This window comes from Mesorhizobium sp. B2-6-2 (assembly GCF_006440615.1).
In the GTDB taxonomy this organism is placed as follows: Bacteria; Pseudomonadota; Alphaproteobacteria; order Rhizobiales; family Rhizobiaceae; genus Mesorhizobium.
This window is the reverse complement of the sequence record NZ_VFUG01000003.1, coordinates 148,613-167,532: the sequence shown is the minus strand read 5'-3', so window position 1 is coordinate 167,532 and position 18,920 is coordinate 148,613. Positions and strand designations below refer to the sequence as shown.

The 18,920-nt window shown below is 64.6% G+C and carries 16 protein-coding genes and 1 tRNA gene; 10 read left to right on the top strand and 7 right to left on the bottom strand.

Annotation, left to right across the window (positions count from 1 at the left end; all coding sequences use genetic code 11):
- Positions 1 to 546: a bifunctional adenosylcobinamide kinase/adenosylcobinamide-phosphate guanylyltransferase gene (gene cobU / locus FJ419_RS08875; protein ID WP_140689793.1), complete on the bottom strand. Its 546-nt coding sequence runs from the start codon at positions 544 to 546 to the stop codon at positions 1 to 3.
- Positions 547 to 675: 129 nt separating this feature from the next.
- Positions 676 to 1,362 carry a gamma-glutamylcyclotransferase gene (locus FJ419_RS08870; RefSeq protein WP_140689790.1) on the bottom strand — a complete coding sequence of 229 codons (687 nt, stop codon included), beginning with the start codon at positions 1,360 to 1,362 and terminating at the stop codon, positions 676 to 678.
- A 103-nt stretch (positions 1,363 to 1,465) separates the two neighbouring features.
- On the opposite strand from FJ419_RS08870, the gene FJ419_RS08865 reads away from it, so the two are divergent.
- Positions 1,466 to 2,656 (top strand): aromatic ring-hydroxylating dioxygenase subunit alpha, encoded by a 1,191-nt coding sequence (locus FJ419_RS08865; RefSeq protein WP_140689788.1) that lies wholly within the window; start codon positions 1,466 to 1,468, stop codon positions 2,654 to 2,656.
- On the opposite strand, the gene FJ419_RS08860 is transcribed toward FJ419_RS08865, so the two are convergent.
- On the bottom strand, positions 2,625 to 3,824 hold the full coding sequence (locus tag FJ419_RS08860) for an MFS transporter (RefSeq protein ID WP_140689786.1): 1,200 nt from the start codon (positions 3,822 to 3,824) through the stop codon (positions 2,625 to 2,627). The genes FJ419_RS08865 and FJ419_RS08860 overlap by 32 nt on opposite strands.
- Before the next feature lie 227 nt (positions 3,825 to 4,051).
- On the opposite strand from FJ419_RS08860, the gene FJ419_RS08855 reads away from it, so the two are divergent.
- A complete protein-coding gene (locus FJ419_RS08855; protein WP_140689784.1) occupies positions 4,052 to 5,053 on the top strand; it encodes a DUF1624 domain-containing protein in 1,002 nt (333 codons plus the stop codon).
- Entirely contained in the window at positions 5,050 to 5,529 is a 480-nt protein-coding gene (locus tag FJ419_RS08850; protein WP_140689782.1) for an isoprenylcysteine carboxylmethyltransferase family protein, read from the top strand. The genes FJ419_RS08855 and FJ419_RS08850 overlap by 4 nt, the downstream gene beginning before the upstream one ends.
- Before the next feature lie 323 nt (positions 5,530 to 5,852).
- Here FJ419_RS08850 and FJ419_RS08845 read toward each other — a convergent pair whose 3' ends face one another.
- Positions 5,853 to 6,239, bottom strand: a complete 387-nt coding sequence (locus FJ419_RS08845) for a MerR family DNA-binding transcriptional regulator (protein ID WP_027168973.1) — start codon at positions 6,237 to 6,239, stop codon at positions 5,853 to 5,855.
- Between the two features lie 141 nt (positions 6,240 to 6,380).
- Positions 6,381 to 7,799: a magnesium transporter gene (gene mgtE, locus FJ419_RS08840; RefSeq protein WP_140689779.1), complete on the bottom strand. Its 1,419-nt coding sequence runs from the start codon at positions 7,797 to 7,799 to the stop codon at positions 6,381 to 6,383.
- A gap of 356 nt (positions 7,800 to 8,155) precedes the next feature.
- Between mgtE and FJ419_RS08835 the strand changes: the two genes are divergently transcribed.
- The 6 genes from FJ419_RS08835 to FJ419_RS08810 all read left to right on the top strand — a co-directional run bounded on the left by FJ419_RS08835 (position 8,156) and on the right by FJ419_RS08810 (position 16,138).
- On the top strand, positions 8,156 to 8,827 hold the full coding sequence (locus FJ419_RS08835; protein WP_246679153.1) for a response regulator transcription factor: 672 nt from the start codon (positions 8,156 to 8,158) through the stop codon (positions 8,825 to 8,827).
- A 133-nt stretch (positions 8,828 to 8,960) separates the two neighbouring features.
- A complete protein-coding gene (locus tag FJ419_RS08830; protein WP_140689775.1) occupies positions 8,961 to 10,151 on the top strand; it encodes an aminotransferase class V-fold PLP-dependent enzyme in 1,191 nt (396 codons plus the stop codon).
- Positions 10,152 to 10,161: 10 nt separating this feature from the next.
- Positions 10,162 to 11,139: a CoA ester lyase gene (locus FJ419_RS08825; RefSeq protein ID WP_140541999.1), complete on the top strand. Its 978-nt coding sequence runs from the start codon at positions 10,162 to 10,164 to the stop codon at positions 11,137 to 11,139.
- Positions 11,140 to 11,157: 18 nt separating this feature from the next.
- Complete coding sequence (locus FJ419_RS08820) at positions 11,158 to 12,345, top strand: malate--CoA ligase subunit beta (RefSeq protein ID WP_140689773.1); 1,188 nt, start codon at positions 11,158 to 11,160, stop codon at positions 12,343 to 12,345.
- Positions 12,346 to 12,358: 13 nt separating this feature from the next.
- Positions 12,359 to 13,258: a succinate--CoA ligase subunit alpha gene (gene sucD / locus FJ419_RS08815; RefSeq protein WP_140689771.1), complete on the top strand. Its 900-nt coding sequence runs from the start codon at positions 12,359 to 12,361 to the stop codon at positions 13,256 to 13,258.
- A gap of 198 nt (positions 13,259 to 13,456) precedes the next feature.
- A complete protein-coding gene (locus FJ419_RS08810; RefSeq protein WP_140689768.1) occupies positions 13,457 to 16,138 on the top strand; it encodes a phosphoenolpyruvate carboxylase in 2,682 nt (893 codons plus the stop codon).
- Between the two features lie 155 nt (positions 16,139 to 16,293).
- Here FJ419_RS08810 and FJ419_RS08805 read toward each other — a convergent pair.
- A tRNA-Leu gene (locus FJ419_RS08805) sits at positions 16,294 to 16,378 on the bottom strand.
- Positions 16,379 to 16,673: 295 nt separating this feature from the next.
- Here FJ419_RS08805 and lipB point away from each other — a divergent pair.
- Positions 16,674 to 17,417, top strand: coding sequence for a lipoyl(octanoyl) transferase LipB (lipB, locus tag FJ419_RS08800; protein WP_140691043.1), 744 nt, complete (start codon positions 16,674 to 16,676; stop codon positions 17,415 to 17,417).
- Between the two features lie 12 nt (positions 17,418 to 17,429).
- Here lipB and FJ419_RS08795 read toward each other — a convergent pair whose 3' ends face one another.
- Positions 17,430 to 18,680, bottom strand: coding sequence for an SRPBCC family protein (locus tag FJ419_RS08795; protein ID WP_140689765.1), 1,251 nt, complete (start codon positions 18,678 to 18,680; stop codon positions 17,430 to 17,432).
- Positions 18,681 to 18,920: the final 240 nt, after the last annotated feature.

Sequence of the window (18,920 nt, the reverse complement as noted above, 5' to 3'; positions counted from 1 at the left end):
TCACTTCACCTTGAGTGGCAATCCCGCCACCATCATGAGAACGCTGTCGGCTATCGCCGCCACCTGCTGGTTGAGCCGGCCCGCGGCGTCGCGGAACCGGCGCGCCAGCGCGTTGTCGGGCACGATGCCCAGGCCGACTTCGTTTGAGACCACGAACCATGGCCCGCGCGGCCGCGACAGCGCATCCTTGAGCCGCCGGCATTCGGCCTCGATATCATGTTCGGCCAGCATGTGGTTGGTGAGCCACAATGTCAGGCAGTCGATCAGCACAGGTTGGTGGGTCGGCAATGCCTCGATTGTGCCTGCCAGATCGAGCGGCGCATCGACGGTGACCCAGCCTTCGCTGCGCCGCGACCGATGCAGCGCGATGCGCTCGCGCATCTCGTCGTCATAGGCCTGCGCCGTGGCAATGTAGGTCCAGGGCGATGGATGGGCGGTTGTCAGCGCCTCGGCATGCGTGCTCTTGCCCGAACGGGCACCGCCCAGGATGAAGGTCAGCTTCCCATCGGAAGCTCTATTGCCGCTCGCGGCTGTCGCGCCGGTCATTCTTGCCTTCCAGGTTGGAATCGTGTCGCGGCCCAGAGGCCGAGGGTGCGCGAACCTTAGGCAGAAGCGCAACCACCGGCAAACCCAATTCCGCCACCGCACGGCGCGATTGCGGCATGACTTGCGGCGCTACGAGCCGGCAATCCGCGCCGCGACCAGCTGCTGCAGCCGCCACAAATGCGTATCGTGGATGCCGCGCTGCTCGAGATTCTTGACTGTGTTGTAGAGATAGTCGGCGCCCGAGCCCCAATGGCCGCAGGAGGTCGCCAATCTTTCGACAATCGCTTCCTCGCTTAATGGCCCGGCATAGGTGGTGCCCTGGCGGTTGATGACGAAGGCCAGCGCCCGCAGCGGGCCGCCATCGCTCGTCATATTGAGCAGGCGCGGGTGGTAGCTGGTCGGCTTCAGCGTCACCTCTCGCCGCAGGATCTTGTCGAGCTGCTCGCGCCTGTTGCCGTCGCCGAGCCGAAAGGCGACGCCCTTGCATTGTCCGCCACGGTCCAGCGCCATCATAAGGCCCGGACTTTCCTTGGTGCCGCGCCAGCGTGTCATCTTCATGCAGAAGGATCTGTGCCAACCTCGCAGCAGAGCCACGCGCTCCTCGACATGCTCGATCTCGGGCTTCCAGATCAGAGATCCGTAGCCAAACAGCCAGAGCGGTTCGTTGGCCAGGAGTTGAGCTTCCAGCTCACGCGTCATCGCCGCATAGTCGCTGTCATCCAGATGTGACGCATCGGGATCCGGTCCTGCATCCTCGACCGCGCGGAAGCAGCGGGCGACCAGTTCCTCGGTTAGCGACATGGTTCTTGGCAGCATGCGCGCGACTTTAAGATTCCTGCGCGACCGAAACAATGCGGGCGCCTCGCGATTGACAACTCCTAGGCCCGGGTGTCGGCTGTTGGCAGCCACGGAGAAGCCGATGTTGCCCGGTCCGAGCGAGAGCGCCCCTTACAACGGCCTGACCAGCCTTCAGCCGACCTTGCCGTCCGCCGCCTATTGGGACGCCGACGAGTATCGGCGCGATCTGGAGGCGATCTGGTACCGAAGCTGGCTGATGGTCTGCCGCGAGGCCGATATCGCCGACCCCCTCGCCTTCCGGACGGTGCGCATCGGCAGCCAGGAGATCGTCGTGCTGCGCGACGAGACCGGCGCCTTGCGCGCCTTCCACAACACCTGCAGGCATCGCGGCTCGCAGCTTTGCCAGGAAAGCGTCGGGCGGCTGAAGGCCAGGCTGCTCACCTGCCCCTACCACGCCTGGTCCTATTCGCTGCGCGGCGATCTCGTGCGCGTGCCGTCGAAATCGCTGCCCGAGGGCTTCGACAAGGCCGATTATCCGCTCTACCGCGTGGCGCTCTCGGTTTGGCGCGGTTTCATCTTCGTCAACCTCGCCGAGCATCCCGACGGCTCGGCGGAAAGCTCGTTCGATCGGGCCTCCGGCGCTCTTTCCAACTGGCCGCTGGAGACGCTCGTCACCGGTCACCGGCTCACCAAGGTGATGAACTGCAACTGGAAGGTCTTCTGGGAGAACTTCAACGAATGCCTGCACTGCCCGGGCGTGCATAAGGACTTGTCGCGACTGGTGCCGATCTATGGCCGCGGCCTGATGGCCAGGCATGACGATCCCGAATGGGCCCGCCACGCCGACAATGACGCGCCGGAATTCTCCGGCCGGCTGCGCGCCGGCGCCGAAACCTGGTCCAAGGATGGCCATGTCCATGGCCCTGTCTTTTCCGGCCTGACGCCGGCCGAGCGCGCCGCCGGCCAGACCTACGCCACCTCGCTGCCCTCGATGTTCATCGTCGGCCATATCGATTACATGCGCACCGTGCGGCTGGCGCCGCTCGGCCCGGAGCAGACCGAGCTCACCGCCGAATGGCTGTTCGCGCCGGATGCGCTGGGAAAGACCGATATCGACAACATCGTCGCCTTCGGCACCCAGGTGCTCGAAGAAGACGCCGCGATCTGCGAGGTCAACCAGCGAGGCCTGCGCTCGATGCGCCATCAGGCCGGTGTGCTGATGCCGGAGGAATACGATCTGCACCGCTTCCACGATTGGGTGCGCGGCCGTCACGCAGCGTTCAGAACGCCTTCGGCAGATACCGCCAGGTGATGAAGCCGCAGAAGGCGGCCAAGATGCCGAGCGTGATGAACACCGATCCGAGGCCGAAGAAGGCCAGCACCACCGAATAGACGAGCGGCGGCGTCAGCTCGGAGAAATCGAGATAGGTTCGGTAGACCGCTGCCATCTGCGCCTTCTCGTAAGCGCGCACCGAGCGCATGAAGACGGTCGAGCCGAGCGCATCGAGCGCGATAGTGAAGAGCGCGCCGCAGAGCAGCAGCGCGCCGGTGAGCAACGGCGCCGCTTCGCCGATTCCGCCCGCGGCAAACAACATGGCCGACATGGCGAAATAGGCGAAAGTCATGACCCTGCGCCCGCCGAAGCGCTTGCCGGCCCTGCCCCAGAAGATCGCCGCGAACAGGAGCGCGTTGCCGGCCGAAACCAGCAAGCCGCCGGCGAGCTCGCCCTGGCCGGTGATCACCATGAACAGCGGGCCGTAGACGAAGAACGTCGTCCAGAAGCAGGAGCGGCCGAAGGCGATCAGCCAGGCAAGCCTGAGCCTTGGCTGTTTCACGAAGCGGCCGATATTGGCAAGTGGATTGGCGGGCCGCGACTTGCCGGGCCGGATCGACTGGTTGTCGCTCAGCCGATAGAACCAGAACAGGCAAAGCAGCGCGAACGCAAACACGACGACCGCGCCATGCGCGGCATAGATGCCGAAATGGGTGTAGAGGAAGATGCCGAGCGTCGGCCCGCCCGTCCAGGCGAACATCGACCACGCCATGCGCAGGGATTCTGCCTGCATGAAGTCGGTCTTGCGGATGTGATCCATGATGTAGAGGTTGAGCGTGATCGACAGCGCGCTCGCCCCCATGACGCGGCACAGCATGCCGGCAATCTGGCCGGTCAGCGAGTGGGTGACGAAGAAGGAGGAGCCGAGCGCCAGCAGCATGCAGCCGGCCGTGTAGACCCAGCGCCGCGCGAAGCGGCGGATGAGCACAGGCATGAACAGCGTGACCGAAAGGCCCATCAGGGACACGATCGTGTAGAGGATCGAGACGATCCGCTCATTGTGCAGGATCTCGTAGGCCTGGATCGGGATCACGCTGGAGATCGTGGCGCGGGCGAAGGATTCAACCGCATTGAGCGAGGCGAAGGTGCGCGCGTCCGCCGGCCGCAAAGCCGGAAGCCAGATCGGATGGCGCACATGGGTGGACATCGGCCCTCCGGGACGTGAAATCGTCCGTCAACTCTGGCCGGGCCAGCCATCGGCCAGTAGCAGGAAACCGACTCCGAGAGGCCGAAAAGCGAAGCCTGCCAAAGGCTTTCCAGCTCTGGCCTAAAGCGAAATTTCATGGCTGCCATGAACCGCATTGATGGCCGCCTGCTTCTGTCGTCCACTTGAACCGTGATAGTCGTTTGGCACGACTGAATCGGATCGAGATGATGAGCCTTCAAACGACCAGCGGCCCTGTTCAGGACGCGCCAAAGCACGGCCGCATCCAGGCCATCGACATCCTGCGCGGCATCGCGCTGATCGCGATGGCGAGCTACCACTTCACCTGGGACCTCGAAAACTTCGGCTACACCGCGCCCGCCCTCACCGCCTTCGGCTGGTGGAAATTCTATGCGCGCTGCATTGCCTCGACCTTCCTGTTGCTCGTCGGCGTCAGCCTCTTCCTTGCCCACGGCCGTCATATCCGCTGGCCAGGCTTCTGGAAGCGCTTTGCCATGGTGGGCATCGCAGCGGCCGCCATCTCGGCAGTCACCTACATCGTCACCCCGGACGGGTTCATCTTCTTCGGCATCCTGCATGAGATCGCGCTGGCGAGCCTGCTCGGCCTCGCCTTTCTAAGGCTGCCCTGGTTGGTGACGGCGATCATCGCCGCGGCGGTCATTGCCGCGCCTTACTATCTGCGGTCGGAGTTCTTCGACCATCCGGCGCTGTGGTGGGTGGGCCTTTCCGCCACCAACCCGCGTTCCAACGATTATGTGCCGCTTTTCCCGTGGTTCGGCGCGGTGCTTGCGGGCATCGCAACGGTGAAGCTCGCTTCCGCATCGGGCTTGCTCGCCCGGCTGGGAACATGGCTGCCCGGCCGCTGGTCGAAGCCGCTGACCTTCATCGGCCGGCACAGCCTCGCCTTCTACCTCATTCACCAGCCGCTTCTGTTCGGCTCGGTGTGGCTGTTTTCGCAGGTCATGCCCGCCGCCCCTCAGGATAGGGAAGCCGGCTTCCTGCCGGCTTGCCAGGCGCAGTGCGAACAGCAGCGCGACAGCAAGTTCTGTACGAGCTATTGTGGCTGCATGCTGGACACGCTGAAGGGCGAAGGGTCTCTCGACAAGCTCTACGCCAACGATCAGTCCAGCGTCTGGAAATCGCATCTGGCCGACATGGCGGAGACCTGCACCGCCGCGACGCAGGACCAGATGGAGGGAGGGCAGCAATGACGGGCATCGTAAAGCCCAGACACGGGATCATTCCCTGGCCGCCGGTGATCTATGTCGTGGCGATTGCGGCGAGCGTCGTCCTCGGCATGCTCTACCCGCTGCCCTGGATCGGCGACATCTTCGGCGATCTCCTGTTCGGCGTCGGCTGGGTGGCGCTGTTCGGCGTCGCCATGCTCTGGATCACGGCCATCCGCGTCATGATGCGGGCCAAGACGACATTCGACCCCAACGCCGAGCCCGATCATCTGGTGACGTCCGGCCCCTTCGGCATCACCCGCAACCCGATATATCTCGCCAACTCGCTGCTGTTGATCGGCGTCGCCTTCATCACCGGCATCGCCTGGTTCCTGCTCTTTGCCTTCCTCGCCGCCTTCGCGACGCAGAAACTGGCGATCGAGAAGGAAGAAAAGATCCTGGCGGCGAAGTTCGGCAAGAAATACCGCGATTACGCAAAAAGGGTGCGGCGCTGGATTTGAGGCTGCTTCGCTCGGATCGGTCGCGGGGTTAGGCGTCCTTAGCGGGTGGGCTAGCGTGCTTCGCCTTTAGCTAGCCGCAGCGCCTCTCCCGTCGTCATTCTATGGCGAAGCAAGGAGCGAAGCGACGCGCGCAGACCATAGAATCCATTCCGTGACATCAAGGCGTTGCAACGGTGCAGACTTCTGCTCCGCCGCGCCCTTCGATCGAGGTAACGGAATGGATCCTCGGGTCTACGCGTCCGCTTCGCCCGTGGATGACGAACTTCGGGAGGCACCGGCTAATCTCGAACGTTCGCCCCAGTTGGTCTTCGCCTGTCAGCGGGCTACGTATTCACACCCAGCTCGGCCAGCCGCTCCACGCAGGACTCCTCCGCCTGGTCCAATTCCGCCAGCGTCTCTTCCAGGTCGCGCCGCTTCTGGCGCAGGTCCTCGCGTTTTTCCTCGATGCGCTTGATCATCAGCTTGAGCTGGCCGACCTCGCCTGGCGGCTCCTTGTACATCTGGATGATCTCGCGGATCTCGTTGATCGAGAAGCCGAGCCTTTTTCCCCGCATGATCTGGCGGATGAGATGCCGGTCAGACGGCCGAAACAGCCGCGTGCGGCCTCGCCTTACCGGCTGCACCAGCCCCTCGTCCTCGTAAAACCGCAATGTCCGCGTCGATACGTCGAACTCGCGCGTCAGCTCGGTGATCGTGTAATATTCCCGCATTCGCGCTCCCAGCCCCGGGCATCGCCGCTTGAAGCGTCGCCCTTCCCTCCGATGATACCCATCCAGCGCCGGAATCGGCACTACCCCGCGGCAACCTCGCACGGCATTTACGTAAAAGTCAATTAACGGCGCCTTATTGCTTTAGCGAATGCTGAACCACCAGGTAGCCAAGCCAAGGAAAGCAAAGAAGCCGACGACGTCGGTGACGGTGGTGACGAAGACGGCGGAGGCCACGGCCGGATCGATCTTGAAACGGTCAAGCAGCAGCGGGATGAAAATCCCGGCCAAGGCAGCCGCGAACATGTTGATGATCATCGCCGCCGCGATGATGCCGCCCAGATTGGGATCGCGGAACCAGACTGCGGCCACGATGCCTATCAGCGTAGCGAAGACGATGCCGTTGATGAAGCCCACACCGACCTCGCGACGGATGATGCGGGCGGCGTTGTAGATATCGAGGTCCCTGGTCGCCAGTGCGCGCACGGTGACGGTCATGGTCTGCGAGCCGGCGTTGCCGCCCATGCCGGCGACGATCGGCATCAGCACCGCCAACGCCACGATATGCTCGATCGTGCGGTCGAACAGGCCGATGACCGAGGCAGCAAGGAAGGCGGTCACAAGGTTGACCAGCAGCCAGGGCACGCGCGAGCGCGAGGTGGCGAGCACCGTGTCGGACAGTTCTTCGTCGCCGACGCCGCCCATGCGCAAAAGGTCCTCTTCCGCCTCTTCCTGGATGACGTCGACCACGTCGTCGATGGTCAGCACGCCGACCAGCCGCCCGTTCTCGTCGACCACGGCGGCGGAGAGCAAATTGTACTGCTCGAACTCGCGCGCCGCCTCTTCCTGGTCCATCGTGGCCGAGATCGCATGCAGGGTCTCATGCATGACGTCCTCGACCTTGACCGCGCGCTTGTTGCGCAGGATCTGGTCGAGATCGATGGCGCCGAGCAGCTTGAAGCTAGGATCGATGACAAAGATCTGGCTGAAGCGCTCGGGCAGGTTTCTGTCCTCGCGCATGTAGTCGATGGTCTGGCCGATGGTCCAGAACGGCGGCACGGCGACAAACTCCGTCTGCATGCGCCGGCCGGCGGTCTCTTCCGGATAGTCGAGCGCGCGCCTGAGCCTGATGCGCTCGGTGAAAGGCAGTTGCGACAGGATCTCGTCCTGGTCTTCCTTCTCGAGGTCCTCGAGGATGTAGACGGCGTCGTCGGAATCGAGCTCCTGCACCGCCTGCGCGATCTGCGCGTTGGGCAGATTGTCGACGATGTCGAGGCGGATCGCCTCGTCGACCTCGGTCAGCGCGGAGAAGTCGAAATCGGAGCCGAGCAGTTCGACCAAAGCCCGGCGCTGTTCGGGATGAAGCGCCTCCAGCACGTCGCCGAGCTCCGACTGGTGCAGGTCGTCTACCTCGCGCTTGAGGGTGATCGTGTCGCGGTCGGCGATCGCCGCGCCGATCTGGGCAAGGAAGGAGGCGCGCACCGCGCCGTCCTCGCCATAGATGTCGGCGTGGCGCTCCTCGGCGGGCGCGGCGCCGGTCGTCTGTCTGTCCTGGCCTTCCACCAGCGCCTCCCGCAACGAGGAATCCCCAAACGAGGTCTAGTGCATGATCCCGAAAAGGGGAAACCGCTTTTCGGGAAATCCAAACCCTGTGCGGCAGATAGCGCGGCAATAGGATTCGTCTTGGAAAGATGTCGCTCTAGCTCGTGGAATAGCCAAGGAAATGTGACGGTAGCCTTCGCCTCGCGCTTCTCGGAAGCAGCGCGCGGCACGCGCGTCGCGGGCGACAATCGCTTCAGCCGGCGCGACAGCGCATGTCGCTGGGGAAAGAGCACCCCTTCCCTATTGAGGCAGAATTGTCATGATGCATGATCCAGAGATCAGCGCATCGCCAAATGCTCCGAGGACAAACGCTGGCCTTGAACATCAAGTCCGCAAAGACGAACGAGGGGAATGCCGAGCGGCGCGTTCGCGTGGTCGTTGCCGAGCGCAATCCGTTCGTCGTTTCGGCGCTGCGCGAGATGCTGGAATGCGACGGCCGCTTCGATCTGCTCGGTGTCGTGCACAGCGGCGCGCAATTCCTGGAACTGGCCGCCGCCACGACATTCGATGTCGCCGTCATCGGCTGGAAGCTGGCCGACATGGACGGCGCCGATGTGCTTACGGAAGTCCAGAGCCGCGAGCTTGGCGTGCGCATCGCGATCTTCTCCAACGACCACGACATCGGCATCCTGAAGCAATGCGTGCGCCTCGGCGCTCAAGGGTACTGCTTCCAGTTCGACGATCCGCCGGTGATCTTCGAGACGATCCTGGCGGTCGCGCATGGCCGCATCTGCATCCCCTACATCGACATCAACAAGGTCAACGACACGCCGTTGTCCAGGCTCACCGTGCGCGAGCGCGAGTTGCTGGCGGTGCTTTCCGACGGCTGGACCAATTTGCAGATCGCAACGCGGACGGGGATTTCCGAGAACACGGTGAAGTATCACCTGAAGAATCTCTACGACAAGCTGGACGTCCGCAACCGCGCCATGGCCGTCGCGCTCTATTCGAGCGAGAAACGCCGCACCTCCAAATCACCTACAGGTTAGGCCCACCGGGTAGGCCAACCGGGTAGGACCATCCCACCCGCAAGGGCCAACAACTTACCCGGCAAGGTGTTGTTGCAAGGCGTCATCGAAACGAAACTGCCTCCACAATCCAACGATCGGAGGAGTTTCGCGCATGGCTGGGTTCACGCATCTTTTCATCCCGGGGCCCACCAACATTCCCGAGCAGGTCCGGCAAGCCATGAACCTGCCGATGGAGGATATGCGCGCCTCCTCCTTCCCCAACCTGACGCTGCCGCTGTTCGAGGACATCAAAAGGGTCTTCAAGAACGAGACCGGCCGCGTCTTCATCTACCCGTCTTCCGGCACCGGCGCCTGGGAAGCGGCGATGACCAATGTGCTCAGCCCCGGCGACAAGGTGCTGATGTCGCGCTTCGGCCAGTTCTCGCATCTGTGGGTCGACATGGCCGAGCGGCTCGGCTTCGAGGTCGACGTCATCGACTGCGAGTGGGGCACCGGCGTTCCGCTCGAGCTCTATGCCGAGAAGCTTCGGGCCGACAAGGCGCACCGCATCAAGGCTGTCTTCTGCACCCAGAACGAGACCGCGACCGGTGTCACCAGCGACGTCGCCGGCTGCCGCGCGGCGCTCGACGCGGCGCACCATCCTGCCCTTCTCTTCGTCGACGGCGTTTCCTCGATCGGCTCGATCGACTTCCGCCAGGAGGAATGGGGCGTCGACTGCGCCGTCAGCGGCTCACAGAAAGGCTTCATGCTGCCGGCCGGCCTCGGCTTCCTGTCGGTCAGCAAGAAGGCATTGGCCGCTTCGCGGGTGGCGACACACCGGCACTGCTACTTCTCCTTCGAGGATATGATCCGCGCCAATGATGCCGGCTATTTCCCTTACACACCGGCGACCCAGCTGCTGCGCGGCCTGCGCGCCTCGCTCGACCTGATTGCCGAGGAAGGGTTGGAGAACATCTTCGTCCGCCACCATCGCCTTGCCGAGGGCGTGCGCAAGGCCGTCGACGCCTGGGGCCTGAAGCTGTGCGCCAAGACAGCGCAATGGCACTCCAACACGGTCAGCGCCATCCTGGTGCCGGAAGGCATCGACAGCGCGAATGTCGTCAAGCGCGCCTACCAGCAATACAATACCTCTCTCGGCGGCGGCCTCAACAAGGTGGCCGGCAAGGTCTTCCGCATCGGCCATCTCGGCTGGCTGAACGAGGTGATGGTGCTGGCCTCGCTGTCGGCCGCCGAAATGGCGCTGCTCGATTGCGGCGTGCGCCTGGCCACCGGCTCGGGCGTGGCGGCGGCGATCGAGCATTTCCGCCGCACGGCCGACGTGCCGGTCGCCAGAGCGGCGTGAGGAGCGCACCATGAGCCACACCATCAACCATCTGAAGAAACTGCGGCTCCAGCGCAGCGAGCTCGCCGTGCCGGGCTCCAGCCCGGAGATGATCGACAAGGCGGCCAACAGCGCCGCCGACTTCGTCTTCCTCGACATCGAGGACGCGGTGGCGCCGCCCGACAAGGAACGCGCCCGCAAGAACATCATCCAGGCGCTGAACGACATCGACTGGCGCGCCAAGGGCAAGACCGTCTCGGTGCGCATCAACGGTCTCGACACGCATTACATGTACCGCGACGTCGTCGACGTCATGGAACAGGCCGGCGACCGGCTCGACACGATCCTGGTGCCGAAGGTCGGCGTGCCGGCCGACCTCTATATGGTCGAGGCCATGGTCAACCAGATCGAGATGGCCAAGGGTTTCAAGACCCGTGTCGGCCTCGAGGCGTTGATCGAGACGGCGCTGGGCATGGCTAATGTCGAGGCGATCGCCGCCACGCCGGGCCGGCTGGAAGCCATGCATTTCGGCGTCGCCGACTATGCCGCCTCAAACAAGGCGCGCACCGTCAACATCGGCGGCCTCAATCCCGACTATCCCGGCGACCAGTGGCATTTCGCCCTGTCGCGCATGACGGTCGCCTGCCGCGCCTACGGCCTGCGTGCGATCGACGGTCCATTCGGCGATTTCTCCGATCCGGAGGGCTACAAGGCGGCCGCGAGGCGTGCCGCTGCGCTCGGCATCGAAGGCAAATGGGCGATCCACCCTTCGCAGATCGCCCTGGCAAACGATGTGTTCTCGCCGCCGGAAAAAGAAGTCACGCGTGCCCGCCGCATCCTGGAAGTGCTGAAGGAAGCAGAGGCGCTGGGCAAAGGCGCGGCGGCCCTCGACGGCAAGATGATCGACGCGGCGTCGGAGCGCATGGCGCGCAATGTGCTGGTGGTGAACGAGGCGATCGAGCGCGCCGGCCATCTTGCCAGCGAACAAAAGCCGCAAGCCGCGCAATAGACATACCGGGAGGACATGATGGACATTCACGAATACCAGGCCAAGGAACTGCTTGCCCGCCACGGCGTGCACGTGCCGCGCGGCGGCCTCGCCTACAGCCCCGAACAGGCGACCTATCGTGCCAGGGAAATCGGCGGCGCCAAATGGGTGCTGAAGGCGCAGGTCCATTCCGGGGCGCGCGGCAAGGCCGGCGGGATAAAACTCTGCTCGAACGACGAGGAGATCTCGAACGCGGCAGAAGCCATGCTCGGGCGCAAGCTGGTGACGCAGCAGACCGGCCCGCGCGGCAAGCTGATCTCGCGCCTCTATCTCGAGGAGGCCGTCGACATCGCGCAGGAGCTCTATCTCGGCTTCGTGCTCGACCGTAAGGAAGAGCGCGTCATGATCGTGGCATCGGCCGCCGGCGGCATGGAGATCGAGGACATCTCGGAGAAGAAGCCGGACTCCATCATCCGCGCCACCGTCGATCCGGGCGTCGGGATGCAAGGCTTCCAGGCGCGCGAAATCGCCTTCGGACTTGGCCTCGAAAGCAACCTGATCGGCAAGGCGACCGAAACCATCCTCGGCTGCTATCAGGTGTTCCGCGACTACGACGCCTCGATGCTGGAGATCAATCCGCTGGTGGTGACGCGTGACGGCAGCCTCGTCGCGCTCGACGCAAAAATGTCGTTCGACGAGAACGCGTTGTTCCGCCGGCCGGAAATCTCCGAGTTGCGCGACAAGAGCCAGGAGGACCCGCGCGAAACCTTCGCCAGCGACCGCGGCCTCTCCTATGTCGGGCTCGAGGGCAATATCGGCTGCATCATCAACGGCGCAGGCCTCGCCATGGCGACGATGGACATGATCAAGATCGCCGGCGGCGAGCCGGCCAATTTCCTCGACATCGGCGGCGGCGCCTCGCCGGAGCGGGTAGCAAAGTCCTTCCGCGCCGTGCTCGGCGACAAGAATGTCGAGGCAATCCTGGTCAACATCTTCGCCGGCATCAACCGCTGCGACTGGGTGGCCGAAGGCGTCATCAAGGCGATCCGCGAGGTCGGCGTCGACGTCCCCCTGGTGGTGCGCCTATCCGGCACCAAGGTCGAGGAAGGACGCAAGATCCTGGCCGATTCCGGCGAGAAGGTGATCGTCGCCGACACGCTGGCCGAAGCCGCCGAAAAGGCCGTCGCCGCCTGGCGCGCAGCCGCCAAGAACAAAAAAGCAGCCTGAGGAAGGTCGAGAAATGGCAATCCTGCTCAACCGCAGCACGCGCGTCATCGTGCAAGGTTTCACCGGCAAGATCGGCAGCTTCCATGCCGACGACATGAAGCGCTATGGAACCAAGCTGGTCGGCGGCGTCACCCCCGGCAAGGGCGGCCAGACGCATCTCGGCCTGCCCGTTTTCAACACTGTCAAGGGCGCCGTGCGCGAGACCCGTGCCGAGGCGAGCATCGTCTTCGTGCCGCCTCCCTTCGCCGCCGATTCGATCATGGAAGCCGCCGACGCCGGCATCAAGCTTTGCGTCTGCATCACCGACGGCATCCCGTCGCAGGACATGATGCAGGTCAAGCGCTACATGCGCCGCTACCGCTTCGAGGACCGCATGCGCCTGGTCGGCCCGAACTGCGCCGGCGTCATTACGCCCGGACAGGCGTTGATGGGCATCATGCCGGGCAGCATCTATCTGCCCGGACGAGTCGGCATCGTCGGCCGCTCCGGGACGCTGGGCTACGAGGCGGCCTCGCAGATGAAGGCGCTGGGCATCGGCGTGTCGACCAGCGTCGGCATCGGCGGCGATCCGATCAACGGCTCGTCCTTCAAGGACATCCTGCAGCTCTTCGAGCGCGACGAAGACACCGACGCCGTGGTGATGATCGGCGAGATCGGCGGCCCGCAGGAAGCCGAAGCCGCGATCTGGGCGCGCGACAATATGAGGAAGCCGCTGATCGCCTACATCGCCGGCCTCTCAGCCCCGAAGGGCCGCCGTATGGGCCACGCCGGCGCGATCATCTCCGCCTTCGGCGAGTCGGCGCAGGAAAAGGTCGAGATCCTGAAGGAAGCCGGCGTCGTCATCGTGCCGACCCCCGCCTCCTTCGGCGAGGTCGTGGCCGACACGCTGGCGCGGACGAAGAAGGCTGCTTGACGGCCAACCAGGCGAGAATCGCGACAGGATGTGAAAGCTGTCCCGGGCCGGCCTCCTCGATAGTGGTCGGCCTGTGCGCTCGGCGCTGCCCCTATAAAGGGCAATTCCAGGAAATGTGCGCTGCGGCCGTCCGGGATTGCCTGAAGACAACTGCTTAGCAGCGCAGCGGCAAATCGGCTGACGATCGGGAAAGCGGCTTTGGAACAGAGCAAACCCTTCAAGTTTCGTGAAGACGAGCGCAGCCTGCTGTTACGTCTGCTGCTTCAGGTCGCGAGCGCGCGTGAGCCCGAGATCGCCGCGGTCCTGAACGGACGCAGATCCCTCGTCTCGCTGGCTCCCGAGCAGCGCATCCCGGCGCTCCAGGCGAGCGGCGTGTGGTTCCAGTTGCTGACGATTGTCGACGAGTTGCTGGCGATGCGGGCGCGGCGCGAGCTCGAGCAAGGCGCGGGCGCCGACGAAGTGCCCGGCTCCTTCGCCAGCGTGATTGCCGAGATGGCGGCGAGCGGCCACTCGGCGGCGGAAGCCCAGTCGGCGCTCGACGAATTTTGCGTCGGCCCGACCATGACCGCGCATCCGACGGAGGCAAAACGCGTCACCGTGCTGGAGATCCACCGCCGCATCTATCGCAAGCTGACCGAGCTCGACCAGCCGCGCTGGGCGCCGCGCGAACGCGATCTCTTGATCGCCGACCTGGAAAGCGAGATCGAGCTTTTGTGGATGACGGGCGAGCTGCGGCTGGAGCGCCCGACGGTCGAGCGCGAGATCGCCTGGGGACTTCATTTCTTCCGCGAAGTCATCTTCGAGGCAACGCCGCAGCTCTATGGCAAGCTTCAGAGCGCCTGCGAGCGCCACTATCCGGGCGAGCCGATCCGAATTCCTTCCTTCATGCGCTATGCCTCCTGGATCGGTGGCGACCGCGACGGCAATCCGAACGTGACGGCTGCGGTCACGGCCCATGCCATGGCCGAATACCGCAACACCGCCATAGGCTGGTATCTGGCGCAGGCGCAGCGGCTGGTGACGGTGCTCAGCGCCAGTTCCAACGTCATCGACCTGCCGACCGGCTTCAGGCCGGTGCTGCAAACAGCGCTGGATAAGAGTGGAGAGGCGCAAGAGATAGCCGCCCGCAACCCGGACGAACCGCTGCGCCAGTTCGCTTCGGCCCTGCTGGCCCGCTTGCTCGCCACGCGTGAGGGCGGCAAGGCGGCCTACCGCTCGGCGGAGGCGTTTCGCGCCGATCTCAATGCCCTCTCTTCAGCCCTCGAAGCGATCGGCGGCCGCGCGGTCGCCAGGCGTTTCATCCAGCCGCTGCTTTGGCAGGTCGGAAGCTTTGGCTTCCGCACGGTCTCGCTCGACATCCGGCAGAACTCCACAGTTGTCAACCGGGTGCTGGCCGAGCTGTTCGCGCTGACAGATCCGGCCGATCCCGTCGCCTCCGGCACGTCGCAATGGTCGGCGCGCATTCGCGCGGCGCTCAGCCAGGGCGAGCGGCTGCAGATCGACGCAAGCCAACTCTCGCCGGAGGCAGGTGAACTGCTGTCGACATTCGCTGTCATCCGCGAACAAATATCCAGCGCGGATGCCGACGCCGTCGGCTCTTTCGTGCTCAGCATGACCCGCTCGGCCGACGACCTGCTCGCGGTCTATCTGCTGGCGCAATATTGCGGGCTCTCCACCGCGCCCGGCGGCGACGCCACGATCAGGCTGCGGATCGTGCCGTTGTTTGAGACCATCGCCGATCTGCAGGCAGCCCCTGCCATCCTGAACGAACTGCTCGGCGTCTCGCTGGTGCGGCGGACGGTGCGCGATTTCGGCGCGCGCCAGGAAATCATGCTTGGCTATTCGGACTCCAACAAGGATGGCGGATTCCTCGCTTCGAATTGGGAACTGGCAAAGGCGCAGAAGCGCCTCGCCGCCATCGGCCGCAAGCATAAGGTCAGGATCGGTTTCTTTCACGGCCGCGGCGGCTCCGTCAGCCGGGGCGGCGCGCCGACAGGCCGCGCGATCGCGGCGCAGCCGCAAGGCACCGTCGCCGGATCCATGCGGGTGACCGAGCAGGGCGAGGTCGTGTCGTCGAAATTCGCCAATCGCGGCACTGGCCTTAACCAGCTTGAGGTGCTCGCCGCCGCCGTGCTGGCGCACGGTGTCCGATCCACGGGCGGTGATAAGCCTAAGGAGACGCCGGAGTTCGACGAAGCGCTGGAAGCGCTGGCGGGTATATCGCAAGCGTCCTACGCCGGATTGATGGCCGAGCCGCGCTTCCTCGACTATTTCAACCAGGCGAGCCCGGTTGCCGAACTGGCGCTCTTGAAAATGGGCTCACGGCCGGATCGTCGCTTCGGCGCCAGCGGCATTGCCGACCTGCGCGCCATTCCGTGGGTGTTCGCGTGGAGCCAGAACCGACATCTGTTGACCGGCTGGTACGGCATCGGCAGCGCGCTGAGCGCGTTCATCACGGTGCGTGGCGAGGCTGGGCGCGAGCTTCTGGCCCGCATGTTCGAGCACTCGCGCTTTTTCCGCCTGGTCGTCGACGAGGCCGAAAAGACGCTCTACCAGTCCGACATGGAGATCGCACGGCTCTATGCCGACCTGGTGTCCGACAGCGATGCGGCGGCAAGAATTCATGTCCGCATCGCGGCCGAATACGAGCTGACGCGGCGCCTGATCGGCGACCTTACGGGAGGCGACCTTTCCGCGCGCTTCCCGATGTTCAAAAGGCGTTTCGACAATCTGCGCCGGCAGATGGACGACATCCACCGGCTACAGGTCAATCTGCTGCGCGAAGTTCGGGCAGGCACAGGCGCAGATCAAAGGCGGGCGACCGACGCCCTGCTCGTCTCGATCAACTGCATCTCGGCCGGCTTGGGGTGGACGGGGTAGGCTCGCTTTGCCGGTTGCCGGAATCGCCTCGCGTCAAGCATCAGCGGCGGTGTGGTCTCATGGCCCGCCGCCGCTTCACTTTGGTCCAGGAAACCGCCGGCAGCGACGAGAACGATCGCTCGCCGATGCCAAATTCGACAGGCTTTTGGGGAGAATGGTGCGGTCGAGAAGACTCGAACTTCCACGGGTTGCCCCACAGCGACCTCAACGCTGCGCGTCTACCAATTCCGCCACGACCGCACGTGGTAGGAGCCGGAACCGACCGGCCCGGGGCCTGTAGCAAATCGTTTCCGGCGAAACAAGTGCGCCGAGCGGAATATTCGCGAATGCGTATCGCCCACAAGTGCGCAGAGGTTTTGGGAGGACGACGTGCATCAGGCAAAGCGGCTGGCACAAGCCTCCGCGGCTCGGCTTCACACTGGCGGAACTGGACGTTTTGGCCGATTGCCGCCATATGAGAGGCAAATGCATGTCGCCCAAAAGTGTAAGGCGGTTTTGGGATAACGGCATGCACAAGTCGAAGATCGAAAGTTCCATGACAGAACGCAGCCAGATCGCCACGTCGTTCGTTCCCCTGCCTGGTTCGGCGCCGGTGGAATGGGTGATCGAACCCGGCCTCACCTCTTATCCGGACGCGCTGGCCTTCATGGAAGCGCGCGCGGAGGCGATCCGCAGCGGTGCTGCCGGCGAGATGGTCTGGCTGGTCGAGCATCCGCCGCTCTACACCGCGGGAACCAGCGCGCGAATTGAAGACCTGATCGATGCCGACCGCTTTCCGGTCTTTGCCGCAGGCCGCGGCGGCGAATATACCTATCACGGTCCCGGCCAGCGCGTGGCCTATGTGATGCTTGACCTGAAGCGCCGGCGCGAGGATGTGCGCGCCTTCGTCGCGGCGCTCGAGCAATGGATCATCGCCACGCTCGCCGCCTTCAACGTGCGCGGCGAGCGGCGCGAGGACCGCGTCGGCGTCTGGGTGGTGCGGCCGGACCGGCCGGCCCTGACCGACGGCACGCCCGCCGAAGACAAGATCGCGGCCATCGGCATCCGGCTGCGGCGCTGGGTGAGCTTCCACGGCATCGCCATCAATGTCGAACCGGATCTCGGCCATTTCAGCGGCATCGTGCCCTGCGGCGTCTCGGACCATGGCGTGACCAGCCTCGTCGATCTTGGGCTGCCGGTCACCATGGCCGACCTCGACCTCGCGCTGAAAGCTGCGTTCGAGGATGTGTTCGGACCTGCCGCCGTTCCAGCTGCGGAGCCTGCTCGCAAGGTCGGCTGAGCCGCCCTCTCGCTACATTAGCTGCGCGGATGCCCACAGCATGCCATAGCCATGGATGGCAAAGACGGCGAGCAGCGCGCCGGCCATGACCAGCCGATCGAAGGTCTTGATCGGCTTCAACTCGTGACGCGGCTTCACGCCGCTGCCCATGGTTATCAGGCTCAGCATCGCGAACACCGCGCCGGCGATAAGCAGGAAGCTTGGCGAGAAACCAGCCCGCCAGCCGAGCGCCAGAAGCGCCGAGAGCAGCAGGAAGGACGCCAGCGCAAGTGCGGCCGGCCCCGGGCAGATCTGGCGCAGCACTTGGCCGCCGTCGAATTTCCACACCGGCACCAGATTGGCGATGTTGAACAGCGACGCGCAGCCGGCAAGCGTGGCCAAAAGCATGGCGGCCAGCCGATGTCCTTCGCCATTGGCGAAGCCGCTGGCGGCGATCAGCACCGGCACCAGGAAGGCGGAGAAGCCGGCGCCCATAAGCGCCACGAAGGCGACCTCAAAGCGGCTGTCATAGGGCCTGCCGCCGATGGCGATGCCGCCCAGCAGCGGAATGAAGATCATCCGGGCGCGGCGATGCCCCGTCAGGCGGAAGGCGGCCATATGGCCAAGCTCGTGCAGGGCGACCACCGAGGTGAGGATCGCCGCCAGCGCCAGGCCGCCAAGATTGAGCCCGAAGAACGGCCACAGGATCAGGGCCGAAAGCACGGCGAAGCCGACCTGGCTCAGCGGATGCTCGAACCAGCCGCCCCTGCGATACGTGCCGGTAGCCGCCCACACGTCCAGCTTGCGGAGCTCACGGCGCATGGCGAAGAAGCGGAAGATCAGGAACGCGACACCGCGATAGCGATCTGTCTGGCTGAGCGTCACCCGCGTGGCATCACCTTCCGGTACGAGTTCGGCGGTCTCGCGATAGTTCACCCAGAATGATGGATCGAGCGCCGTATCCTCGAGGACCGTCATCGAGAAGCAGCTCCCCTCCCTCACATCCTCGAGCCGCGCCTTGCGGTCGATCGGCCGGCCGTCCCGTCCTTCCCAGGAGAGCCGGATCAGCGCCGTCCCTTCGCTATCCAGGGGTTCGGCGGCAAGGATTTCGCCCGACCAGCCGGCGTCGCCGCCGAACGGCCACAGCGCCTGCCAAAGGCGATTGCGGTCGGCCTTGATCACGCGGCTGACCGTCACCGTGCGCAGTCCGAGCGGCACGGTCATCAAAAGAAAGATCAGTCCGAGATTGCCGGCCACGAGCGTGACCGTGACGATGACCGACACTTGCCTTGGCTCCCTGTCTTGAAGGAGCAGCCTAGCGGCGACGCAGCCAAGAAAGACTTAACAACAATGGGTGGGCTCTTGCCCGTCCCGTGGGCGGGCTTCTTGCCCGCCCCAACAACGGGCGGGCATTTGCCCGTCCTGTACAGCGGCGAAGCCGCCCGATCACATGGCGCCGATCCAGATCGCCATTGAAACGAGGAAAGTGCTCATGCAAACCAGTGAAACGACGTCCTGAACAAG